The sequence below is a fragment of the Pedobacter sp. KBW01 genome (assembly GCF_003852395.1).
Classification (GTDB): Bacteria; Bacteroidota; Bacteroidia; order Sphingobacteriales; family Sphingobacteriaceae; genus Pedobacter.
The window spans coordinates 118,575-140,864 of record NZ_QAJQ01000002.1; the positions used below are offsets into that span (position 1 = coordinate 118,575).

Annotated in this window: 22 protein-coding genes and 1 tRNA gene; 16 read left to right on the forward strand and 7 right to left on the reverse strand. The window is 41.7% G+C overall.

Going from position 1 to position 22,290, the window contains the following annotated elements:
* Positions 1–29: 29 nt before the first annotated feature.
* From DBR40_RS01615 to DBR40_RS01625, 3 genes are all read left to right on the forward strand, one after another.
* Positions 30–101: transfer RNA gene (locus DBR40_RS01615), tRNA-Glu, on the forward strand.
* Positions 102–485: 384 nt separating this feature from the next.
* Positions 486–905 carry a hypothetical protein gene (locus tag DBR40_RS26955; protein ID WP_233603772.1) on the forward strand — a complete coding sequence of 140 codons (420 nt, stop codon included), beginning with the start codon at positions 486–488 and terminating at the stop codon, positions 903–905.
* Between the two features lie 77 nt (positions 906–982).
* Positions 983–2,650, forward strand: coding sequence for an alpha/beta fold hydrolase (locus tag DBR40_RS01625; protein WP_124558063.1), 1,668 nt, complete (start codon positions 983–985; stop codon positions 2,648–2,650).
* Positions 2,651–2,691: 41 nt separating this feature from the next.
* Here DBR40_RS01625 and DBR40_RS01630 read toward each other — a convergent pair whose 3' ends face one another.
* Complete coding sequence (locus DBR40_RS01630; RefSeq protein WP_124558064.1) at positions 2,692–3,408, reverse strand: DUF92 domain-containing protein; 717 nt, start codon at positions 3,406–3,408, stop codon at positions 2,692–2,694.
* Between the two features lie 162 nt (positions 3,409–3,570).
* Positions 3,571–3,939, reverse strand: coding sequence for a hypothetical protein (locus DBR40_RS01635; RefSeq protein WP_124558065.1), 369 nt, complete (start codon positions 3,937–3,939; stop codon positions 3,571–3,573).
* A gap of 359 nt (positions 3,940–4,298) precedes the next feature.
* On the opposite strand from DBR40_RS01635, the gene DBR40_RS27235 reads away from it, so the two are divergent.
* The 3 genes from DBR40_RS27235 (at position 4,299) to DBR40_RS01645 (ending at position 10,335) form a co-directional block, all read left to right on the forward strand.
* On the forward strand, positions 4,299–4,622 hold the full coding sequence (locus tag DBR40_RS27235) for a DUF6660 family protein (RefSeq protein ID WP_410522632.1): 324 nt from the start codon (positions 4,299–4,301) through the stop codon (positions 4,620–4,622).
* A gap of 95 nt (positions 4,623–4,717) precedes the next feature.
* Positions 4,718–9,103 carry a CusA/CzcA family heavy metal efflux RND transporter gene (locus DBR40_RS01640; protein WP_124558066.1) on the forward strand — a complete coding sequence of 1,462 codons (4,386 nt, stop codon included), beginning with the start codon at positions 4,718–4,720 and terminating at the stop codon, positions 9,101–9,103.
* 8 nt (positions 9,104–9,111) lie between these two features.
* Positions 9,112–10,335 carry an efflux RND transporter periplasmic adaptor subunit gene (locus tag DBR40_RS01645; protein WP_124558067.1) on the forward strand — a complete coding sequence of 408 codons (1,224 nt, stop codon included), beginning with the start codon at positions 9,112–9,114 and terminating at the stop codon, positions 10,333–10,335.
* Positions 10,336–10,513: 178 nt separating this feature from the next.
* Here the strand turns inward: DBR40_RS01645 and DBR40_RS01650 are convergent, their stop codons facing one another.
* Positions 10,514–10,831: a hypothetical protein gene (locus DBR40_RS01650; RefSeq protein WP_124558068.1), complete on the reverse strand. Its 318-nt coding sequence runs from the start codon at positions 10,829–10,831 to the stop codon at positions 10,514–10,516.
* 335 nt (positions 10,832–11,166) lie between these two features.
* On the opposite strand from DBR40_RS01650, the gene DBR40_RS01655 reads away from it, so the two are divergent.
* The 5 genes from DBR40_RS01655 to DBR40_RS01675 all read left to right on the forward strand — a co-directional run bounded on the left by DBR40_RS01655 (position 11,167) and on the right by DBR40_RS01675 (position 14,845).
* Positions 11,167–11,457: a LytR/AlgR family response regulator transcription factor gene (locus DBR40_RS01655; RefSeq protein ID WP_124558069.1), complete on the forward strand. Its 291-nt coding sequence runs from the start codon at positions 11,167–11,169 to the stop codon at positions 11,455–11,457.
* A gap of 146 nt (positions 11,458–11,603) precedes the next feature.
* The gene (locus tag DBR40_RS01660; protein WP_158673975.1) at positions 11,604–12,386 is read left to right on the forward strand and encodes an alpha/beta fold hydrolase; all 783 of its coding nucleotides are present in this window, start codon (positions 11,604–11,606) and stop codon (positions 12,384–12,386) included.
* A 68-nt stretch (positions 12,387–12,454) separates the two neighbouring features.
* On the forward strand, positions 12,455–13,165 hold the full coding sequence (locus DBR40_RS01665) for a GNAT family N-acetyltransferase (RefSeq protein WP_124558071.1): 711 nt from the start codon (positions 12,455–12,457) through the stop codon (positions 13,163–13,165).
* A 59-nt stretch (positions 13,166–13,224) separates the two neighbouring features.
* A complete protein-coding gene (locus DBR40_RS01670) occupies positions 13,225–13,449 on the forward strand; it encodes a CDGSH iron-sulfur domain-containing protein (RefSeq protein ID WP_039472820.1) in 225 nt (74 codons plus the stop codon).
* Positions 13,450–13,648: 199 nt separating this feature from the next.
* Entirely contained in the window at positions 13,649–14,845 is a 1,197-nt protein-coding gene (locus DBR40_RS01675; protein WP_124558072.1) for a gliding motility-associated C-terminal domain-containing protein, read from the forward strand.
* On the opposite strand, the gene DBR40_RS01680 is transcribed toward DBR40_RS01675, so the two are convergent.
* Together DBR40_RS01680 and DBR40_RS01685 are read right to left on the reverse strand one after the other, a co-directional pair.
* Positions 14,838–15,644 (reverse strand): helix-turn-helix domain-containing protein, encoded by an 807-nt coding sequence (locus DBR40_RS01680; protein ID WP_124558073.1) that lies wholly within the window; start codon positions 15,642–15,644, stop codon positions 14,838–14,840. The two genes, DBR40_RS01675 and DBR40_RS01680, sit on opposite strands and share 8 nt — an antisense overlap.
* Positions 15,645–15,753: 109 nt before the next feature.
* Positions 15,754–16,626: an oxidoreductase gene (locus tag DBR40_RS01685; RefSeq protein ID WP_124558074.1), complete on the reverse strand. Its 873-nt coding sequence runs from the start codon at positions 16,624–16,626 to the stop codon at positions 15,754–15,756.
* 155 nt (positions 16,627–16,781) lie between these two features.
* Between DBR40_RS01685 and DBR40_RS26815 the strand changes: the two genes are divergently transcribed.
* Positions 16,782–16,958 (forward strand): hypothetical protein, encoded by a 177-nt coding sequence (locus DBR40_RS26815; protein ID WP_166208445.1) that lies wholly within the window; start codon positions 16,782–16,784, stop codon positions 16,956–16,958.
* 62 nt (positions 16,959–17,020) lie between these two features.
* Here the strand turns inward: DBR40_RS26815 and DBR40_RS01690 are convergent, their stop codons facing one another.
* Positions 17,021–18,718 carry an arylsulfatase gene (locus DBR40_RS01690; protein ID WP_124558075.1) on the reverse strand — a complete coding sequence of 566 codons (1,698 nt, stop codon included), beginning with the start codon at positions 18,716–18,718 and terminating at the stop codon, positions 17,021–17,023.
* A 143-nt stretch (positions 18,719–18,861) separates the two neighbouring features.
* Positions 18,862–19,236: a DoxX family protein gene (locus DBR40_RS01695; RefSeq protein ID WP_233603755.1), complete on the reverse strand. Its 375-nt coding sequence runs from the start codon at positions 19,234–19,236 to the stop codon at positions 18,862–18,864.
* Positions 19,237–19,332: 96 nt separating this feature from the next.
* Between DBR40_RS01695 and DBR40_RS01700 the strand changes: the two genes are divergently transcribed.
* From DBR40_RS01700 to DBR40_RS01715, 4 genes are all read left to right on the forward strand, one after another.
* Complete coding sequence (locus tag DBR40_RS01700) at positions 19,333–19,725, forward strand: winged helix-turn-helix transcriptional regulator (protein WP_124558076.1); 393 nt, start codon at positions 19,333–19,335, stop codon at positions 19,723–19,725.
* Between the two features lie 69 nt (positions 19,726–19,794).
* On the forward strand, positions 19,795–20,280 hold the full coding sequence (locus tag DBR40_RS26820) for a hypothetical protein (protein WP_233603756.1): 486 nt from the start codon (positions 19,795–19,797) through the stop codon (positions 20,278–20,280).
* 299 nt (positions 20,281–20,579) lie between these two features.
* Positions 20,580–20,882, forward strand: a complete 303-nt coding sequence (locus tag DBR40_RS01710; RefSeq protein WP_124558077.1) for an ArsR/SmtB family transcription factor — start codon at positions 20,580–20,582, stop codon at positions 20,880–20,882.
* Between the two features lie 10 nt (positions 20,883–20,892).
* The gene (locus DBR40_RS01715) at positions 20,893–21,993 is read left to right on the forward strand and encodes an NADH:flavin oxidoreductase (RefSeq protein ID WP_124558078.1); all 1,101 of its coding nucleotides are present in this window, start codon (positions 20,893–20,895) and stop codon (positions 21,991–21,993) included.
* The last annotated feature ends 297 nt before the right edge of the window (positions 21,994–22,290 follow it).

A 22,290-nucleotide genomic window follows, 5' to 3' on the forward strand; every position in this document is an offset into this window, starting at 1 on the left:
AAGAGTTGAAAGACACTCTTAATTTTAATGGCCCGTTCGTCTAGGGGTGAGGACGCCAGATTTTCATTCTGGAAACAGGGGTTCGATTCCCCTACGGGCTACGAAAATCAATAAAAAACCTGCAAATTAAACATTTGCAGGTTTTTTTATTTAAATCAAACTCTTAAAGCAGTTATCTAAACACAACCAAAATTGTGTAACTGGAACAACCAGAAAATATTTCACTTTTGGTCAGGTAATACCATCATAACACTATTCTTCTTCCTTTAACTAGTTTTAAGGCCTGTTATTTAATTCTTGCGCAGCTGGTATTGATAAGTAGATTGATGGCCGAAATCTGATTCTCAACGCTTAAATTTCAGCATAAAGGTTATATTAGCTGCCATGATCCCTTGAGGGGAGACAAAAGAAAGAAACCGACAACTATGCTCATCAAACAAATAACTTTCAGCTTTGCTATTGCTTTTATTTCCTGGATTGTAGGTATGCTATTGAATGCTTTTCTGGCAAAAACGACATTTTACCAGCCCTTAACGCACCTTAACTTTATTAAAAATGAAAAGCTTAACAAACTATTTGGCTTAAACGTATTTAAATATATTCTGCTGCATTCTTTCTTTAAATTTTTCAACCCCAAGCTTTCCATGAAGAAAAAAATCAAGGCAAGTGAGTTAAATGAATATAGAAAAGAAATGACCGCAGCGGAGCTCAACCATCTGCTGGCATCAGGATTTATGAACGTTTTTATATTCATTAAAATCTTCAAAGGCCTTTACCTTTTTGCACTGGTTATTACCTTGGTTAACCTCTTGATGAACATCTATCCTGTCCTTTTGCAACAGCAAAATAAAAGGCGGATCGATAAATATCTTACTATTCTCACATTGAGATCTAGGCTACTCTAAAGGGCTACTATGCCTGGCAGGCAAAAAATTAAGATGAACGTGCAACCGTTCAGGCCACTGTACCGTCTTTGCTGTATATGAGCAATATCCCTTCCTCTTTTAAAAGGCTATTTTTAACAGTAGCAGCATTATTCGTATTATTCAATGTTAAGGCACAGCGTATTTTAACCGGCAGTGTGAAAGATTCCCAACAACATCCGGTCCCATATTGTTCAATAGGCATCAAAAACAGTAAGGTTGCCACCGTTGCAAGCGAGGATGGAATCTTTAAACTGGTTATCCCAGACAGTCTGGCCAGCAGCAGTGTGATATTCAGTGCCACGGGTTTTATTGATCGGCATCTTCAGGCAAATGAATCCAAATCGGGAATGGTAATTACACTCCAGGAAAAGGTATTTGATATGGGCGAAGTTGTTATTAAAGCAGCGAAGCTGAAAGAGCGGATCGTAGGGCAACAGTCCAGGCCCATGATAACTTTTTCTAAAATGTTTGACCAAAACGTTCCTAGTATAGAGCAAGGAAATATCTTTGAAATATACGATCGAACCTTGCTTAAAGCTTACAACTTCTATATCATGCCTAGCTCAAAGTTCTCTTCTATTACCTTAAAGCTTAACATTTACACGGTAAAGGATAATTTGCCCGACAGTAATGTTTTACGTAAACATATTACCTATAAGGCAAGCTCTACGGGTTGGCAGCATATAGATCTTGCCCCTCATCAGCTCAATTTTGATGGATTGGATAAGATTGCGATAACACTACAACTGGTAAACTATGCACCAGATAGTAACAACAATTTTGTTTTTGGTGTTTCGGCAAAGAAAACGATAGCTAAAGACTTGCTGTTCCGATATCAAAGTCAGGGGAATTGGGAAGGCAATGCCGGAACCTTCATTGCCAATCTTGATATTAAGTACAGCAAGGAAGGAAAGAAATTGCAGCTAACCGATAAACCTTTAATAGATGAAAAGCCGGAGATAACGACGCTAGCTAATTACTACCGTTATAAACAGGGGGCTTTGGAAAGTGGATATGGTAAAAATAAAAAAGGCAGATACATTGATCTGGGAGATGCCAGAATTTATACTGAGGAGTATGGTAAAGGTGAACCTCTGGTGCTCTTGCATGGCAACAACGGAAGTATAGCAGATTTCTACCGCCAGATTCCTGTTTTTGCAAAACATTTTCGGGTAATTGCTATCGATACGCGTGGACAAGGTAGAAGTACCGACCTATCTACGGCGGCTTATAGTTACGATAAATTTGCCGACGACCTCCATAAAGTGCTTACTGCAATGGAACTAAAAAAAGTGAACCTGGTAGGCTGGAGCGATGGCGGTAATACTGCCCTGAGCTTTAATCTTACCCATCCAGAGTTGGTAGATAATATGGTAACCATCGGTGCAAACCTCTATCCTTCGGGCATAGCTGATAGTTTGCTGGCCTCCTTTAAGAATCTGTTGACGGCACAAAACCCGCCAAAGAGCCCCCGGTTAATCAGCCTGATGCTGGAGCAGCCCAATATTACCACAAAGCAATTGCAACAAATCGTCAATCCCGTGTTGGTAATTGCAGGAAGTGACGATGTGATTAAACCTGAGCATACCAGACTCATTGCGGCACACATTGGTAAATCTCAGTTACAAATCATTCCCAATGCCACACATTATGTACCCTTTGAAAAACCAGATTTACTCAATAAGGTTATTCTCGAATTTTTGAATCCTTCCTTCAAGAAATGATCGATAATACAAAGGCTTTCATTAGAAGATATACGGGAATCTTAAAGATAAAATATTCCAAACAACAACATCGCCAGCGCCGCTGTTAAGGTATTTAAAAAATTGACTGTATCATTTCCGATTATCCCCTTGCGCTCCAGCAAAGCCCCCAATACAGAATCAGTAAGGTTACCCAATGTTCCTGCTAGTACAATAAAGAAAAAGCTAATGCTCCACCCTGATCCAACTGCATAAATACTGGCGATAATACAGCTACCGGCAACACCGATCAGGGTGCCCTCCAGGCTGATAACTCCATCCATCCCGCAAGGTTCGGGCCTGAAGGAAACAATATTGAAAAACCGTCTTCCGTAAACCATACCCAGCTCGGAGGAGAGTGTATCTGCTGTAGCCGAGGCAAAAGATGCCGCTATTATCGGAAGCATTAAATAACCAAGCCCCGGATAACTTAAAGCTAGCACAGCCGCAATCGCCGCAGCTCCAGCATTGGCCAACACCTGTAAAGCACTACGACCTTTCTTCGTTTCTTCTCCGGTGGCAAAAGGTTGTTTTTTTGATTGCTGCCATGAAGTTGCTACAGAACCTAGGATAAAAAAGGTGGTCATCATGGCAAGCCCGGTGTAACCTGAGGCGCTAAAAATAATAAGTGCCACTATTGCACCGGTAACAGCGGCCATAACGGTCAGTTTTTTGGCCAGAATGCTATAGGCCATACCACAAATGATGATGACAGGCAGAAAGATGCCGCTATTTAACATGTTACAAATATATCTGAATTATACTTATGCACATTGAAAATATTGGGACTTTGACCAGGCCCACTATATTTAATATTTTAAAGTGCGCAATCAGCAATCAGGCCATTTGGCAACAGAATTGCACAAAGGATTTAATATTGAAAAAGTAGCTAAGCCTTTTGTTTATTGTGATAGTGCGAACTTTTGGCCAAATAATATAGAGACTTTCTTCCTCATCTGAATGTAGTCCTGAAGATCTTTTCCTGAGTCGAACTTTACTTGCTGGCCATCACAATAAAACTGCCGGCCATTTAAACTACTGTAGTACGATTTGTAAATATCAATAATTTCCTTGCCATTAAATTCATAAAGCACTATGCCATTTGTTTCAGGGAAACCGGCAATATCCTGAAATTCACTTTTAAGCCAGGGTAAATTCTCCAAAGGATTTTTTATTCCACAGGCTACTGTATTTTTATCATAGGAAACTTTAGTTTTTTTACATCCGGCAATTAATATCAGCAGTAGTATTGGTACGATTTTCAGTTTCATTTGTCAAATAATTTATTGATTAAACCACCCATTGAACGTCTGCATATTTTCTGTTTATAATCCTCATAAGTGTTAACCATGTTCTAGCTTGCATACTTAAACTAAAGTCTAAGTTAACCAGAAAACAAATATAACGCTAGAAAATTTATTCCCGTCAAGCATAATCAATATTTTTCAGTGTTCAATATTTATCCATCCTCACAATACCTCAACCTATCGTTTTTGCTGCCTGATGAACATTGGTTTTCATTTTGCTACATCTTGAAATATTTGACAATCAACCGACTACAAACCCATAATGGTTCATGTTTTAAAATTTGTTATTTAAATATTTTATTTACTTTTGAAAAAAAAATAGCGTGAAACACACCAGTTTGTTTTTAGGACTTCTAATCATTATACTCAGCTGCATGCCATGCAGAGATGTATTTGCTTTGGGCAGTTCTCAGCAGCGGGTTAACGCGCCAACAGCACAAGAGGTTTCCCATTCCTCAAAAACAGATGTTAACGATCTATGCTCGCCATTCTGTATGTGTTCCTGCTGCAGTGTGATGAGCGAGGTTTCAAAACCAATTTCAATTGCCATAATATTTCCACAGGTAATTTCAGATTATCAGATTTTAGCACCTAGCCAGGTGACCTCTTTACCCCTATCCGTTTGGCAACCGCCTAAATTAGGTTAATTCAATTTTTTTCGATGTCGGAGTGCGTCCCAATAAGATTGGTGTAGCATCGTCCTGCATTGCTATTTTTTGTTTTAAACTTAATTGAAAGAATAATGCTTCAAAATATTATTCAGTTCTCCATTAAGAACAAGCTCATTATTGCCTTGTTTACTTTGGGGCTGATTGCATGGGGAATCTATTCCCTTAAAAAACTACCCATCGATGCCGTTCCTGATATCACCAATAACCAGGTTCAGGTAATCACATTAAGTCCTTCGCTAGCTACCCAGGAGGTAGAAAGGCTTATTTCTTATCCTGTTGAGCAAACCATGTCCACCATTCCGGAAATTGAGCAGGTACGCTCTATTTCACGCTTTGGTCTTTCGGTAGTAACCATCGTATTTCATGATGATGTGGATATTTACTGGGCTCGGCAGCAGGTAAACGAAAAGCTTTCCGAGGCCAGGAACAACATCCCCCAGGGATTGGGAAATCCTGAAATCTCACCAATATCAACAGGTCTTGGGGAAATCTATCAATATGTTGTACATGCTAAACCCGGATTTGAAAATAAATTCAATGCCCGTGAACTTCGAAGTATCCAGGACTGGATTGTAAGGAGGCAGCTTCTTGGCACACCTGGTATTGCCGAGGTAAACAGTTTTGGCGGTTTGCTTAAACAGTATGAAATCGCCCTTGATCCCGATAAACTCCGAAGTTTAAACTTAAGTATAAGCGATGTTTTTTCTGCTTTGGAAAAGAACAACCAGAATACAGGAGGTGCCTATATAGATAAAAAGCCAAATGCTTATTTCATCAGAAGTGAGGGCTTGGTCGAGAACCTGGAGGACATCAACAAAATTGTAGTAAAGAATAATACCAATGGCATTCCTGTGCTAATCCGTGATATTGCGACGGTTCAAATTGGAAATTCGATCCGTTATGGCGCCTTAACCCGGGCTACAAAACAAGGTGAGGGTGAAGCAGTGGGCGGTATTGTAATGATGCTCAAAGGGGCGAATGCCAATAATGTGGTAAAGCAGGTGAAGGCTAAAATCGCCCGCATTAACAAAACCCTGCCACAAGGCGTTACCATCGAGCCTTTTCTCGACAGGAGCGCACTGGTAGACCGCGCCATGGGTACTGTAGCTAAAAACCTAATCGAGGGGGCACTGATTGTTATTTTTGTACTGGTACTTTTTCTTGGGAATTTCCGTGCTGGGCTAGTTGTAGCCTCCGTAATTCCACTGGCGATGCTCTTTGCCATTTCAATGATGAACCTTTTTGGGGTATCAGGCAACCTGATGAGCCTCGGGGCTATTGATTTCGGTCTCATTGTAGACGGGGCGGTAATTATTGTGGAGGCTACCATGCACATCCTATCCGGGAATAAATTAGGTCGGGCATACACACAACCTGAAATGGATGCTCAAGTAGAGAAATCAGCTGTTCGCATGATGAGCGCCGCAGCATTTGGCCAGATTATTATCCTCATTGTTTACCTGCCAATCCTGGCTTTGGTTGGCATTGAAGGAAAAATGTTTGGCCCTATGGCACAAACGGTATCTTTTGCCATTATCGGTGCATTTATATTATCATTAACTTATGTGCCCATGGTATCCTCGCTCTTGCTGAGCAAGAAAGTTGCACATAAACGGAACTTTTCTGACCGCATGATGGATTTTTTCCAGAGAAGGTATACGCCTATGATTAAAGGTGCACTTAATCATAGGAAACTTGTTGTCATCGCCTCGGTACTGCTGCTGGCCATCAGCGCGTTTATCTTCACCAGAATGGGCGGAGAATTTATTCCAACCCTGGAAGAGGGGGATTTTGCTGTAGAAACCAGGCTACTAACTGGTAGTTCGCTCTCTCAAACCATTGATAAAGTTAACCAGGCCTCAAAAATACTGGTAGAGAAATTCCCCGAAGTAAAAGAAGTAATTGGTAAAGTGGGGGCTGCTGAAATCCCAACAGATCCAATGCCGATGGAAGCCTGCGATTTAACTATCGTATTAAAGAACAAAAAAGAATGGACAACCACTCATGATAGGGAAGAACTGGCCGAGCTGATGAGCAAAGCGTTAGAAGAAGTTCCCGGGGTAAGCTTCGGATTTTCTCAGCCTATCCAACTCCGTTCCAATGAGCTGATCTCGGGTGTTAGGCAGGATATCGGGATCAAGGTTTTCGGTGACGATCTAGAAACACTGACCGCTCTTTCACAGAAAATAGGTAAAATCGTTTCAGGTGTTCAGGGAGCAAAAGATTTATACCTGGAACAGGCCACCGGGCTACCACAAATTGTAGTAAAAATTAACCGTGACCGGATTGCGCAGTATGGCCTGAGCGTAGAAACAGTAAATCAGGCTTTGAATACCGCATTTGCAGGTCAATCGGCCGGACTGGTTTACGAAGGCGAACAGCGTTATGATATCACCGTTCGATTGTCTCAGGCCAACCGTAAAGGGATTGATGATGTGAAAAATGTATATGTTTCTGCTCCCAATGGCAATCAGGTTCCTTTAGATCAGCTGGCTGATGTTGAATTTAAGGTTGGCCCTAACCAGATTCAGAGAGAAGATACTAAAAGAAGAATTATTGTAGGCTTAAATGTTCGGGGGCGGGATATCCAGAGCGTGGTAAGCGAAATTGAAGCGAAGATCAACGAGCAAATTAAACTACCTGCTGGATATTACATCACTTACGGAGGCCAGTTTGAAAACCTTAAAGAGGCAACGGCCAGGCTATCAATTGCCGTTCCGGTGGCCTTGCTGCTGATCCTGCTCCTGCTTTACTTCTCTTTTGGTTCAGTAAAACAATCGGTGCTTATTTTCTCAGCCATTCCTATGGCCGCCATTGGTGGTATCCTGGGGTTGCTTTTAAGGGGAATGCCGTTCAGCATTTCTGCAGGCGTAGGTTTTATTGCACTTTTTGGTGTGGCCGTACTTAATGGTATTGTGCTAATTACCGAATTCAACCGGCTAAAAAAAATGAACAAATACAGCATTAGAGACATTGTGCTCGAAGGCACGGCTATTCGGCTACGTCCGGTATTAATGACTGCGACAGTAGCCTCGCTGGGTTTCCTGCCAATGGCCATTTCAAGCGCTGCAGGTGCGGAGGTACAAAAACCGCTGGCTACAGTTGTAATTGGCGGGCTAATTACCTCTACTATTTTAACTTTAATTGTTTTACCCGTGTTATACACTTATTTCGAGGGCTTTAAAAGCAGAAAGAAAACTGCAGCTCCACCAGCCATTTTAACTCTGCTGCTATTTGTCGGCATATGCACTTTCTCAAACTCAGCTCAGGCACAAACTGCTCCAGCCCGGGGCATGAGCATGGAACAGGCAGTAAATATAGCCATTGGCAGTAATCAGGCTGTCAAATCCGCTGCCTTACAAATTAGCAAGCAACAGGCACTTAAGGGCAGTTCAACTGATTTAGGTAAAACCAATATTGATGTCCAATACGGTCAGATCAATACCATCAAAAGGGATAATAACTTCTCTGCTACCCAGAATATTCCTTATCCCGGTTTATTCACAAGCCAGCGGAATCTTTACGATGCCCAGATCAAAAATGCAGAAATCGGATTAAGCGTTACCCAACAGGAGCTGAGCTATCAGGTACGGAGCGTTTATACACAGTTAGCATATTTTAAGGCATTGGAAAGGCTGTACATTAGTCAGGATAGTGTGTACAGCAATTTCTTAAAAGCGGCATCATTGCGCTATAAGGCCGGCGAGACTAACCTGCTGGAGAAAACCACTGCTGAAACACAGTATAACGAAGTTCGCAACCAGATGAGTAAAAACAAGGCCGATATACTGGCTTATTCTGCCGAACTTAAACGCCTGTTGAATACCAAAGAAGAGGTTATTCTGGTAAACACTGATTTTAAGCAAATCCTTTGGTTGGCTGAGCAGGGTGATAAAGTAACAACAGAAAATCCAACTCTTTTGCTGCTACGCCAGCAAATTGATATCGCCGATAAAGCCATCAGAGTAGAACGTTCGCGTTCAGGCCCCGATTTTAATATCGGTTATTTTAACCAATCGTTTATTGGACTTCAGAACATAAACGGCCAGGATATTTATTACGGTGGCGGCAAGCGTTTCCAGGGTATATCCGCAGGCATCTCAGTTCCTTTGTTTTTTAAACCATTCTCTTCACGGATCAAGGCGGCCAAAATAGATAAGCAGCTTGCCGAAAGTGAGTTTCTATTATCCCAATCCGATTTAAGGGGGCGCTATGAACAGGCTTATCAGGATATGCTCAAAAATTCAAAAAGTATAGCTTACTATAAAGATAGCGCCCTGCCCAATGTAAACCTGATCTTAAAGCAGGCCCAGATTGCTTTTCAGGCTGGCGAAATCGGCTATATTGAATACCTGCAGGCCATTCGCACCTACTCAGATATCCGCTTTAACTACCTGGCGGCTATTAATCAATATAATCAATCCATATTCACATTACAGTACCTAAAAGGCAAATAAGATATCAAATGAAAAAAGTAATTAAAGTCCTTAACCGAATCTCCTGCATCGCTGTTCTAGCCATCTCGCTTTCTTCTTGTGGTAATAAGGAAAAAGATGCTGCTGCTACAGAGATCCAGGCAGACAGTACTGCAGCGGAAAGTAATGCTGTCGAATTAACTGCATCGCAATATAAAGCAGTTGGTATAGCATTGGGCAGCCCCGAACTTCGTTCCCTAAGCGGCATGCTTAAAGTAAACGGATTTATCGATGTCCCTCCTCAAAACCTGATCAGTATTACCACCCAAATGGGTGGTATCGTCAAATCTACACCGCTGCTTCAGGGAATTAAGGTAAGTAAAGGCCAGGTGATTGCGATATTGCAGAACCAGGAGTATGTACAGCTGCAGCAAGACTACCTGGAAAGCAAAAGCCAGCTTGAGCTCACTGATGCCGAATACAAACGGCAATTAACCCTGGCACAGCAGAATGTAAATGCACAGAAAACACTTCAACAGGCAAAAGCTGCTTATCAGGGGAACCTCGCTAGGGTAAGTGCCCTGAAAGCGCGTTTGCAGCTGATCAATATCAACCCTTCATCGCTCAATGCCGGAAATATCAGGAGCCAGATTAATATTTATGCCCCAATTACTGGCTATGTAACCAAAGTGAACGTAAATACCGGCAAGTTTGTAGCACCGAATGATGTGATGTTCGAAATTGTGAACAGCGCGAACCTACATGTTGAACTGAATGTTTTTGAGAAAGATGCTCAAATGGTAAAGAAAGGCCAGAAAGTGATTTTTTCTCTTACCAACGATTCAACCCAGCGCAGTGCTGTAGTACAACTGGTAGGTGGAGAAATTAATGCCGACAAAACCGTAACTGTTCATGCCATCGCTCAGGGTAGTACAGCTTTTATTCCAGGCACTTACCTTAAAGCATTTATTGAAACCGGTTCTGTAAAAGTAATGACACTACCTGTAGCCGCTGTAGTAGATTTCGAAGGTAAAAAATACATTTTCGTAAAGAACGAAGCTGACAATAAAGGTAAAACTGCCCAGAATCAAAATCAGGGGGCAGAAAATACCGGTCCTTCCTATAATTTCGAAATGGTAGCAGTAAGCGCAGGAATTTCAGAGGGTGGTTATCTGGAAGTAAACATGCCCGCTGGCAGGGATTTCTCAGGCAAAGTAGTGCTGAAAGGAACCTACGATTTGCTCTCCAAGATGAAAAATAGTGAGGAGGAATAATCTTATTGCGCCCTGGTGGCATTTCATTTAATCAAAATAAGGTGTTCTCTTGAGTGAGAACACCTTATTTTATAAGAAATAAATCTACCCGGAAATAAAAAAGTGCACACTGAAAATAGGAGTAATAGCCAGATGGCAAGCTGTACTCCAGAAGGTTACAGCACCTGGTGGATAGCTTTTATAAACGATAATATGAGCCTTGTTCTGAAAGGACTTCCTTCCAAAGTATATAGCCCAGTCTGCTGCATTGCTCTGCTACGAAATATGCTATAATGTTGGGAACTTTATTTACTATGCGATAACGTATTTTGTACCTGGTGGTATAACTGATATGTACGATAAGGTTCTCAGGTACTGTCCGCTTATCAAGCAGTGCTGAGAGGTGAATCTCTTTAAGTTCTTTCGCTACCCGCTGTAACCTGTTGTTCATGATCTTTGCCAGGGCAGGCTCTTGCCTGAACTCTGTGTCTAATATAGCGAGTACCGTAACTGTCATCCGGCAAATTTATCATCCTTAAATGGATCTTCAAACCGCTTTTTTTTAAGTCTCTGGGTATGAGATTTTATTTTTATTAACATCGTTATTGCTACTAACCGGCTTAGCAGAGGGCTGTGTTTGGTGTAATCTTAAATCTTTGCGGTGGCTCTTGGCAGAGAAATATCTTCAGCAATATCTTTCGAAAAACGCTCGTGATTACGGTACCCGCTAAAACCCAGGCAATAACGTGAATATTTTGTGAAATGACGTTGGCTTGCAGCTGTGCACGAAGATGCCTTAAAAGCAGCTTACTCACTGTGGCGTAATTTGCCTTATAGTGCTTGCACAACCTAATGTCAAATGCAGTGTGCAAACTTAAAATCAGAGACATCAACTACCTCGAGGCCTTAGGCGATTATGTAAAAATAAATGTCGACGAACAAGATCATACCATCCACTCTTCCCTTAAAACCATAGAAAAGAAATTACCCGTTGATATTTTTCTGCGTGTGCACCGGTCATTTATCATTAACATTAGTAAAATTGATAAGGTAGAGGGCAAAACGCTGGTAATTAACAATAACCTGATCCCTGTTTCTGACGCCTACAAAGCAGATTTAAACAAAAGGATGAATTGCTGGTAACGCATTAGCGATTGGCAGATGCGGGTAATATATTTTTTAACAATATCCGGAACAGTGTTATAATTTAATGGCTTACTTATGCTAAATTTATAAAATAAATGGCCACTGGCAAGGGGCGAAAAAGGATAAAGCAAAATAATATAGATATGGAAATTGAAAAAACAACTGGCACAAAATCCGTTAACGGGATCAGTATGTATTACGAGATTTATGGCAAAGGCGAAATTCCTTTGGTATTGATCCACGGCGGCGGTTCTACCATACCATCCAACTTTGGCAACTTTATCCCCTATCTGGCCCAAAACAACAAACTTATTGCTGTTGAACTACAGGCACATGGTCGTACCGGTGATCGCGATGCGCCCGAATCTTTTGAGCAGGATGCAAACGATGTGGTTACCCTGCTTGAGCAGCTCGATATCGCTAAAGCCAATTTCCTGGGGTTTAGCAATGGTGGTACCACCACCCTGCACATTGCTGTACGCTACCCCATTGTAGTGAATAAAATTATTGTTATTTCGGCCAATTACCAGAAAACAGGACTAATAGCCGGTTTTTACGATGGCTTCGGAGACGCTACTTTAGCGCACATGCCAGAAGGACTTAAAAAATCATATCTGGAACTGAACCCCGACCCTGCCGGGCTGCAGAATATGTTTGAGAAAGATAAACAGCGCATGCTACACTACATTGATCTGAGTGATGATGAAATTGCAGGCATTAAAGCAGATGCTTTACTCATGCTGGCCGATCGTGATGTAATTACGCCGGAACATCTGGTTAAAATGTCGCGATTGATTGAAAATTCGCGCTTAACCATTTTACCCGGCATACATGGCAGTATGATTGGGGAAATCTGTGCGCCTGATATCAACCCTAAAACACTCGAATTTACTGCCGGTTTAATCGAATCATTTTTACATTCATAGTACACAGCAAGGCCCTGAGTTGCCACTGCAAAGCAGGATTTTAATTGCCTATTGAATATCTTTGCAGCATGGAACACCTGCTTGATAATCCCATTTACCATGCCTTAACATCGGCGCACGCTCATTTTGCAAAAGGTGTTGAGGGGGTTAAATACTACCAGAAAGATATTGCTGCATTTGCAGGCTTAAAAGATAATTCGGCAGAAAACCTGCAAACACTTTACAAAATCAGCGAAGCCGACAGTTTGTTTGTAGTCTTTTCTAAAGCGCCATTAACCATACCAGCCCTTTGGACTTTACACATGCAAATTGATATGTTTCAACTGGTTTATGAAGGAGTAAACATGCCCGAAAGCACAAACGGAGGGCTTACTGACCTTGATCAAAGCCACGTAACCGAAATGTCGGCCCTGGTTGAGCTTACCAAACCGGGACCGTTTTTAGCCAAAACCATCGAATTGGGTAACTACATAGGCATATTTGCCGAAAACCAATTGATTGCCATGGCTGGTCACCGCTTCTTCCCCACTCCTTACCGCGAAGTAAGTGCGGTTTGTACCCATCCCGATCATTTGGGAAAGGGTTATGCTCTTAAAATTTTACAGGAGCAGATTAAAAGAATACTTAACCGTGCCGAAATACCTTTTTTACACGTTAAAAACGACAATCTGGGTGCCATTAAATTATACCAAAAACTCGGTTTTAAAATCAGGACGGAGATGACGGCTTATGTGATCAGAAAAGAACAGGGAGGAGAACCAGAGAATGTTTCTAAATAGAAATCAGATCTGAGATTGCGGTAAGTATGTTTTAGTTTTGCAGGAAACGAACAAAACACATGTCTAAAACAAAACTTACCATTAACAATAATGGATCCGTTAAAATAGAAGGCGATTTCGAAATTGTAGATAGAAACGGAAATACTTATGGCTTACAGGGCAGAGAAGTAGTATCGATCTGCCGTTGCGGCCTTTCTAAAAATAAACCTTTTTGCGATGGTTCACATAAAGACCATTTTGAGCATGAGGCAATTGCCTTCGATCTTCCTCCTAAAAAAGTTTAACTTATTTTAAAGCATCAATTTGATGCTTTTTTTGTTTCTAATAGTCTTCATCAGTTTACCGACTCAATTTAGCCATTCATAGAATCTTAACAAAAAACACCAGTCTTAACAGAATGGTGTTTTTTTGTTTACAGTAATTTTAATTGCCGGCATTGATATTTACCTACTTTAGCCCTATTATATTGCCGATCTAAATTACGTGAAGCCTCAAGCAAACGCCCTCAAACTGTTCTGTTTTTTTATTGCGACAGTACTCTCATCTAAATGCTTAACTGCCCGTGAACTTTCCCTTGTTCATTACGAAGTAAACACCTTTGCTGCAGCTCATCCTCTGCCTTTCAATGCCATTAAAACTTGTGAAAGTTCTGGTTTAAGGGCCATAAGGTTTCCACCCATTCCCCCCAAAAGAATATGTGATCCTGATTTTGACCCGATGGCCACCAGCAGCCTACCCATAACCTATACATCGAGCGAGCCTGATGTAGCCGATATCATTAACGGAAAAATACACTTTTACGGGCCTGGGGCAGCAACAATAACCGCAAGCAACGGAGTCGAAACGGCTACCCAACTGCTAACGGTATCTAACCTGCAGAAACCCTATGCCATTGTCAGCACATCAACTGTTTACATCTGTGAAGGTTCTACCGTATCTTTTCATGCCGCAACCGATAACGCAGGTGCCAACCCCAGTTATATATGGTTGATTAACGACGTAGACGTTGCTAATAATAACGCCACCTACACTACAAACAGCCTGACCAACGGCGACAGAATTTCGCTGGTGGTAACCAACAACGATTATTGTATTCCGCTTTCCGCCCAATCCAATCAAATTATTGTTGAAGTTACACCTTACACCGCCTTTAGTGTAGAAATTGCAGCCAATACAACCGATGCTTCCTGCGCAGGTTCAGCTGTTACCTTTACGGCACAAACCCGAGGCAATTCTAACACAGAGGCTGTTATCAAATGGTTTGTAAATGACCAGCAGACCAACCAAATCGGAAGTACATTTACAAGCACTATGCTAAAAGACGAGGATGTAATAAGCTGTCAGGCTTTTGGTTCAGGATCTTGCCTGGCTAATGCCATAGCCTATTCTAACTTTATCCGCGTAGCCGTTAGAAACGATTGTGAAATACTGTTACCCAATTCCTTTTCGCCAAATGGCGATGGGGTGAATGATTACTGGCAGATAAAAGCAATTGGCAATACCGATTTAGTACAGGTTTTTAACCGGAACGGAAGTATTATATTTCAATCAAGAGGCTATGCTATTCCCTGGGATGGCACTTTAGCAGGCAAAACCATACCTGTTGGCACCTATTTTTATCTGATTACTGCAAATGGTGGCACAAAGAAACTATCAGGCAGCGTTACACTTTTCAGATAGCTGCTCCAATCCTCGATGGTGCAACACCATAAGCCTTTTTAAAAGCGAAAGAAAAATGCGACAAATCTTTAAAACCAACTTCCAGATATACATCAGATGATTTCCAGCCTTTTTCCCTGATCAGGTAATGGGCATCGGCTAGGCGCTTTTGCTGTAACCAACGGTTTGGCGCGGTATTAAAAATTTTCTGGAAATCGCGCTTAAAAGCAGCTAGACTCCTGCCGGTTAAATAGGCAAAACGTTTAATATCTATATTAAACTTATAATGCTCGTTCATATAGGCCTCCAGGTCAAGCTTACCCGGTTCAGAAAAATCGAACAGCACATTTTTTAAGCCCGGATTGGTTTCGAGCAATACCATCACCGCTTCCTTTACCTTCAAATTGGTTAAACCTTTATTAAATTCATTGCTGCCATCCAGGTAAGGCACTAAAGAATCGATATAGTGCTTTAGCAGGTTATTCGGTTCCAGTAGCATCGCCCCCTGCCCGTTATCGGGGCCTGTAGCTGTAAGGTTATACTCTTCGCTAATGCTGTGCAAAGTATCCTGATCTATCGAAATAGAAATAGAGCGGTATTCGCCACCTGCGGGTGGAAATTTAGTCCAGCGGGTAAGCTGGTTCCTTTTAAAAAAACGGAAATCGCCCGGTTTGAAAACAAATTTTTCGCCTCCTATAAAATGCTCCGAGCTACCCGAAATCATGAACCCAAAATTATGCTGAGCAATAAACTGCTCGCCCTCGCTGTTTTTTCGCGAATAACAGGAATAGAGGATATTGGGCTTTTTATTTTCTTGCATGTAATCAAATTTATAAAATAAAAAGCTGCAATTGCAGCTTAGCAGCTATTATAAAGTAGCTAAATAGAACACAGCTATTGCGCCATAGCCATGCTCTATTCAGCTGCATTTACTTTTTCAAAAAGGTTTTGCCCAAATTAGAAGTAAGGAAATTATCGGCCTCATCATGATCAGTTGATACACTCACGGCCATCCATTTTTCCATTTCGGCAGTACGCGCTTCATCGGCATTTTTTAACATGCCAATGGCTTCGCTACCTAAAACCAAATGCACAGGCGGTTCAGTACTATCTACCAAATCCAGCATCACTTTGGCTGCCTTGGCCGGATCGCCCATGGGTACAAATCCGCCGTTTTTAAAATATTCGGCACGTTGCTCTACTTTTTCATAACCTTCAATATGCGGTGCATAGGTCATCGAATCGCCTGCCCAATCTGTCCTGAAACCACCGGGCTCTACACTGGTTACATAAATCCCGAAATCGATTACTTCTTTGGCCAACACCTCGCTAAAGCCACTCAACCCGAATTTGGCCGCCTGATAAATACCAATACCAGCGTTACCCACACGACCACCTATCGAGCTGATTTGTAAAATCCGTCCCGAACGTTGCCTGCGCATAAAAGGTAAAACAGCGCGGGTTATTTCAATGGGTGCGTACAGGTTGGTTTCCAGCTGACTTCTCACCTGCTCATCTGTAAATGCTTCGGCAGCGCCTACAATACCGAACCCCGCATTGTTCACCAGTACATCAATCTGGCCAAAATGCTCCACTGCCGATTCTACTGCCAAATGCACCTGATCATAATCGGTAACATCAAGCTCGATCGGAAAAACCTGCCCCGGATATTTAACTACCAGATCCTGTAAGGCAGCTGTATTTCGCGCAGTTGCGGCAACTTTATCACCATGGGCCAAAACTACTTCTGTTAGGTTACGGCCCAAACCGCGGGCACTACCTGTTATAAACCAAATTTTCATATGCTTTCTATTTTTATTTAACTCAAAGGTATAGCGATTATAGCCGCAGCGCTTTGCTATACAGCTCAACTTACTTTGTTAAAAAGCTCAATATATTTTATCGGAACTTTTCTTTCTGATTTGATGTTAAACAAACACAGCAATTAGAATAGGAGATGGCAAAAGCAAAGAAAAAGGCAAAAAAGAAGGCTAAGAAAAATAAGCTCGGCGTTAAAAATTCGTTAGTGAACAACATTAATGCTCGAAAAAAGAAAGGGAAATCGAGATCTAAAAAGAAATCTAAAATCAGCAAAAAAGCTTATAAGAAAATGAAAAAAGGCTGGAAAGACTAAGCCTGTAAATTCGGGTCAGCGCTTTTCAGCCCGGTAAACCATTTAAAGTTAAAGCTTAAAGGCTAATTCTTTGGCGACACATGGTTTTCTTTTGCCCAGGCCTGCCATTTGTCATTCAATACTTTTACGCGATCGGGGTTTTGAGCTGCCATATCTTTTAATTCAGTTTTATCATTTTTAATGTTGTACAAATGCCAGGTCGAATCGCCGGCAAGGTTAACCAGCTTCCAATCTCCTGCGCGTACATAGCGTGCATTAAAATGTTCGTTAAACAACATATCGTGCCCCACGGCCTGCTTCCCTTTTAATGCTGGTACCAAGCTTTCGCCCTGCATGGGCTTGATGGTGTTGCCCTTATAATGGGTGGGGTATTTTGCCTTTCCAAGCGCTGTAAACGTGCGCATAAAATCCATTACATGACCAACCTGATCGCTGTAACTGCCTTTTTTAGCCGTAATACCTTTAGGCCAGAAAGCAATCATTGGGGTATGTACACCACCTTCGTAAGCTTGTGCCTTAGCCAACTGATAGGGCGTATTGGCCACATTGGCCCAAATAGGTCCGATAGAAGTATAACTGGTTTGCGGACCCGGCATTACCTTTTTATAAATGGGATAAGCAATTTTTTCGCCAGAGCGGGTTTGGCTTGGGCGATCGAAACCGGGGCCATAACGCATGGCATCTTCCGGACTTGCCCCATTATCACTTAAAAACACAATCAGCGTATTGTCTAGCTGGTTGGTTTCCTTTAAAGTTTTAATAATCCTGCCAATCCCCTGATCCATCCTGTCGATCATGGCTGCATGTACGGCCATGGCCATTTCATCAAATTGTTTGGTAGGGTTATTTTCCCAGTTATCGTTACTTTTTCTTGGCGAAAGTGGTGCCGTTTTAGGATCAATTAATCCCATGGCTACCATTCTTTTATACCGGGCTGCACGGATGGCATCCCAGCCCACTTTATAGGTATCTTTATATTTGGCAATATCTTCGGGCTTTGCCTGTAATGGCCAATGCGGTGCATTTTCGGCTACATACAGGAAAAATGGCTTATCGCCTTTACTAAATTCGCGGATGTAGGTAGATGCCGTATCGTTAATCGCGTCGGTATGGTAATAATCTTTGGGTACTGTTGTTATCGGGGTGGTACCACTTACCAGGCTAAAAGGGTCAAAAAAATCGACTACGCCCCAAAGTGTACCAAAAAACTTTTCGAAACCCCTGTTGGTAGGGTATTGATCAATTGGCGAAAACAGCGGGAAACTGGTTTTATGGTTCAACCAATCTTGTTGCGCCTGAGGCGTGGGTTGCTCAACGGTGTTAGCAACGTGCCATTTGCCCGACATAGCCGTGCGGTAACCTGCATCCCTTAAAACCTCGGCAAGGGTAACTGTATTTTTGGTTATGGCACCGCGATAGCCTTCAATATTACGGTCCTGGGTCATTTCGCCTATGCCAGCGTTGTGGTTGTAAAGCCCGGTTAATAAGGCCGCCCGTGTGGGGCAACAACGCGAAGTATTATAGAAATTTCTGAAACGAACGCCCTGAGCGGCCAGGTAATCGATATTTGGTGTTTTAATTTCGCCACCATAACAGCCAATATCCGAGAAACCCAAATCATCGGCCAGAATTACAATGATGTTGGGCCTTTCGTCTGCCTTAAGCGTCTTTTCCGGCGCTTTACCGTCATCCTTAAATGCAGTAAAAAAAGCCATCGAAGCAAATAAAGCAAGGGCCGAATATTTAGTATAGATTTTCATATCAAACCCAAAATAAAATAAAAACCTGGGAGTTTATATTTCATCATTAATTTGTTGCAATGCAAACTAAACCGTTTTAATAGATGAACTTAAGCAGTTTCAACGCAAAGCATAAATGAAACCGCTTAAGCCAATAAATGCGGCTAATTCGCTTTTTTACTTTTATGATAGGTAAAGTAGGATACTGCCAAAACGGCTAAAAAGATCAGTGGTGCACTGGTATGACCAATGGTATCGCCCGAGGCCAGATGCGCAATACAGGCCGAAACAAATACAATTGTAAAACCGGCATAAGCCCATTCTTTAATCAAACCTTTAATAGGTACCAGCAAAACAATTGCACCCAGCAACTTCGCAATCCCTAATTCTACCCTAAAATAATCGGGAAAACCCACATGCTGAAAACCCTGCTTAACCTCTGGGTTGGCAAAATAGGAATAAGCCGAAAAAACCATCATCAACGAAACCAATGCTGTTGATATCCAATACGTAATCTGAATTGCTTTTGTGTTCATCATCTTTTTTGAGGCAAACCTAGCTACTTTTGCTATCAAAAAGATACTACTTTCCCAAAGGATAGTGGTATCATTTAGGAAAGCGTGTAACTTTGCCCTATGGGACCAAAAGATAAACACCACGATAAATCTGCATGCACCGCCAGCATGAACGCCATTAAAGATGCACTGTATGTATTGAACGGTAAATGGAAACTCCCTTTGATTTTGAGTTTGCAGGACCGGCCACTCCGTTTTAACGAAATTCAGAAATCGTTGGGAGAAATTACGCCAAAAATCCTCTCCAAAGAACTAAAAGAACTCGAATTGAATGAGTTTGTGATCAGGAAAGTGTTCCACACCACGCCTGTAACGGTAACCTACGAGTTGACCGAGTACAGCGGAACCCTCGATAGTGTAATTAACGAACTGAGGGAATGGGGAATGCAGCACCGCGAACGTTTGGTAAAAAACAGAAGGAAAGAAACAAGCCTGGAAGAGAAAAGCGCCTAAGCCTCGTTCAGCTGAACCCTTTTGGACCTAAAAAAGCAAAAACCTGAATATGATAAAATTCGGCTATCTTTGCAGAAAATAAAATCGATGGCGATATTACATAGAAAAGAAGAAAAAATTCAGGCAGTGCTGGGGAGGTTGCCTAAAAAATATACAGATGAACAGTTTTTAGAAATGTTCATCAAACTTTACTCAAAAGATTGGGGCAAAATTAAATCGGCCTATACCAAACAAGCGCAGGATAAAGAACCGGGTACCGTAATTAACATGCCCAAACCAGATGTTTATTTAAAACAGCTACTGGCAATTTATTTACAAAATACAGCAACACCTAAAGCGGCTGAAGTAAAAGAAGAAATTGTTGCTGAGCCGGTTGCTGAAGTTAAAAAAGCTAAAGCGCCAGCTAAAAAGAAAGAAACTGCTACAGAAAGCGAAAAAGCAGCACCTAAAAAAGCTAAGGCACCAGCTGCGAAAAAAGCTACCCCGGCAAAAGAAACTGAGGAAGAAACCAAGAAACCAAAAGCAGCAGCAAAAAAGCCCGTAGCAAAAAAATAAAAATATTTTAAGTGTTATATAATAAATCGCCCTTTTGGTTGTTTATATATATGAGAGCGTTAATTTAGATGACGGGGATAGGTCGGTATGATTTATCCCCGTTCTTTTTTTACCACAATTTCGACTGGTATAGTCGGAGGTCAGGAGTCGGAAGACCGAAAATTTGGTGCAAAAAGGAATTGCATTGTTTTCTCCCTGCTCTGCGCACTTTGCGGTTAAAAAACCCTGAATCAAACATACAATTGTAAATTTCATTCTTTTAATTGGCATATCGGGAAAAGTCGATATACATTTGCGTCATGGATCAGGTAGAGATATTTAAAGCACTTTCTAATAAAACCCGTTTACAAATTTTAAACTGGCTTAAAGAGCCCGAGAAAAATTTCCCCGAACAGCCTAACGCCGATTTCGAAAATGTTGGTGTTTGTGTAGGGCAAATTCAATATAAGGCAGGCTTATCTCAAAGTACCATTTCCGAATACCTTTCTATTTTACAACGTGCCGATTTGGTATGTGCCACCCGTGTTGGGCAATGGACATATTACAAGCGCAATAAGGAAGGTATAGAGAAGTTAAGTCAAATCATCAATTCAGAATTATAATCTACAATACATGAACACAGATAGTTTATTCAGGCCATTTAGCCTTAAAACATTAAATACTAAAAACAGGATCGTAATGGCTCCTATGACCCGCTCATTTTCTCCTGACGGCGTACCCACAGCTGATGTAGCTACTTATTATACCAAAAGAGCAGCTGGCGAAGTAGGTTTAATTCTATCAGAAGGAACGGTAATTAACAGGCCCTCTTCGTCTGCAGATCCAAATATTCCTCATTTTTATGGAACCGAAGCTCTTGCCGGATGGGAAAATGTAATTAAAAGTGTACATGGTGCAGGCGGACAAATGGGTCCACAAATCTGGCACCAGGGTATTCATGCAAATCATGCTTCTGGCTGGCTACCAAGTGCTCCATTTGAAGGCCCGTCATCTTTTAACAGTCCGGGATTCGAAAACGGAGTACCAATGACGGACGCTGCCATTGCCGATACGATTGCCGCTTTCGGACAGGCTGCTGCCGATGCGAAAGCTATTGGTTTTGATACCGTTGAAATACATGGTGCCCACCAATATTTAATCGACCAGTTTTTTTGGGACGGCACAAATAACCGTACCGACATTTACGGTGGTAAAACCTTAGCCGAACGTACCCGTTTTGGTGTAGAAGTAATTAAAGAAGTACGCAAAAGAGTAGGCGAAGATTTTGCTGTAATTATTCGTTTATCGCAATTTAAACCTGCTGCATACGATTTTAAACTGGCCAAAAACGAGCAGGAAATGGAGCAATGGTTAACGCCTTTGGCTGATGCCGGCATCGATATTTTTCACTGTTCGCAGCGCCGTTTCTGGGAGCCCGAATTTGAAGGTTCTGACCTTAACTTCGCGGGCTGGGCTAAAAAATTAACCGGTAAAGCAACTATTTCAGTTGGTTCGGTTGGTTTAGATGGCGATTTCTTTGGCGCATTTGCAGGCCAAAGCTCACAACCCAGTTCTTTAGATGAATTGGTACGCCGGATGGATCGGGGCGATTTTGACCTGGTAGCCGTTGGCCGCCCGCTTTTAGCCGATCCGAATTGGGTTGAGAAAATTAAAAACAACCGCACCGAAGAGCTGAAAGGCTTTAGCAAAGAAGCCTTGATGCAATTGGTATAACAATCTTTATTTTTTCTTTTTAAGTTTAAAAAGCACCTCGAAAGGGGTGTTTTTGTTTTAATGCTATGGTCTTAGTTACCCATCAATTTTAATAATTCCATTTTGGATAGCCATAATTTTTCTATATTGGTTTATACAAAGGGACGATGACCCAATTTTTCAACTTGTTAATTTAAAAACCCAAAAACATCACACCTCCCCTCCTTTATTCCACATTTACTCCACATTTACTCCACGTTAAGGCCACCTTTTAGCCAGGCTTACCTGTGTACTGCTTCGTCCCATGTAGAGGATTGC

What these genes read in the sequence shown, in the direction of transcription:
- DBR40_RS01695 (WP_233603755.1), bottom strand. Translation starts at nt 19,236, where the DNA reads ATGATGAACACAAAAGCAATTCAGATTACGTATTGGATATCAACAGCA.
- DBR40_RS01635 (WP_124558065.1), bottom strand. Translation starts at nt 3,939, where the DNA reads ATGAAACTGAAAATCGTACCAATACTACTGCTGATATTAATTGCCGGA.
- DBR40_RS01640 (WP_124558066.1), top strand. Translation starts at nt 4,718, where the DNA reads ATGCTTCAAAATATTATTCAGTTCTCCATTAAGAACAAGCTCATTATT.
- DBR40_RS01710 (WP_124558077.1), top strand. Translation starts at nt 20,580, where the DNA reads ATGGATCAGGTAGAGATATTTAAAGCACTTTCTAATAAAACCCGTTTA.
- DBR40_RS01670 (WP_039472820.1), top strand. Translation starts at nt 13,225, where the DNA reads ATGTCTAAAACAAAACTTACCATTAACAATAATGGATCCGTTAAAATA.
- DBR40_RS01665 (WP_124558071.1), top strand. Translation starts at nt 12,455, where the DNA reads ATGGAACACCTGCTTGATAATCCCATTTACCATGCCTTAACATCGGCG.
- DBR40_RS26955 (WP_233603772.1), top strand. Translation starts at nt 486, where the DNA reads ATGCTATTGAATGCTTTTCTGGCAAAAACGACATTTTACCAGCCCTTA.
- DBR40_RS01630 (WP_124558064.1), bottom strand. Translation starts at nt 3,408, where the DNA reads ATGTTAAATAGCGGCATCTTTCTGCCTGTCATCATCATTTGTGGTATG.
- DBR40_RS26815 (WP_166208445.1), top strand. Translation starts at nt 16,782, where the DNA reads ATGGCAAAAGCAAAGAAAAAGGCAAAAAAGAAGGCTAAGAAAAATAAG.
- DBR40_RS01685 (WP_124558074.1), bottom strand. Translation starts at nt 16,626, where the DNA reads ATGAAAATTTGGTTTATAACAGGTAGTGCCCGCGGTTTGGGCCGTAAC.
- DBR40_RS01655 (WP_124558069.1), top strand. Translation starts at nt 11,167, where the DNA reads ATGTCAAATGCAGTGTGCAAACTTAAAATCAGAGACATCAACTACCTC.
- DBR40_RS01625 (WP_124558063.1), top strand. Translation starts at nt 983, where the DNA reads ATGAGCAATATCCCTTCCTCTTTTAAAAGGCTATTTTTAACAGTAGCA.
- DBR40_RS01700 (WP_124558076.1), top strand. Translation starts at nt 19,333, where the DNA reads ATGGGACCAAAAGATAAACACCACGATAAATCTGCATGCACCGCCAGC.
- DBR40_RS01650 (WP_124558068.1), bottom strand. Translation starts at nt 10,831, where the DNA reads ATGACAGTTACGGTACTCGCTATATTAGACACAGAGTTCAGGCAAGAG.
- DBR40_RS01645 (WP_124558067.1), top strand. Translation starts at nt 9,112, where the DNA reads ATGAAAAAAGTAATTAAAGTCCTTAACCGAATCTCCTGCATCGCTGTT.
- DBR40_RS01680 (WP_124558073.1), bottom strand. Translation starts at nt 15,644, where the DNA reads ATGCAAGAAAATAAAAAGCCCAATATCCTCTATTCCTGTTATTCGCGA.
- DBR40_RS01715 (WP_124558078.1), top strand. Translation starts at nt 20,893, where the DNA reads ATGAACACAGATAGTTTATTCAGGCCATTTAGCCTTAAAACATTAAAT.
- DBR40_RS01660 (WP_158673975.1), top strand. Translation starts at nt 11,604, where the DNA reads ATGGAAATTGAAAAAACAACTGGCACAAAATCCGTTAACGGGATCAGT.
- DBR40_RS01690 (WP_124558075.1), bottom strand. Translation starts at nt 18,718, where the DNA reads ATGAAAATCTATACTAAATATTCGGCCCTTGCTTTATTTGCTTCGATG.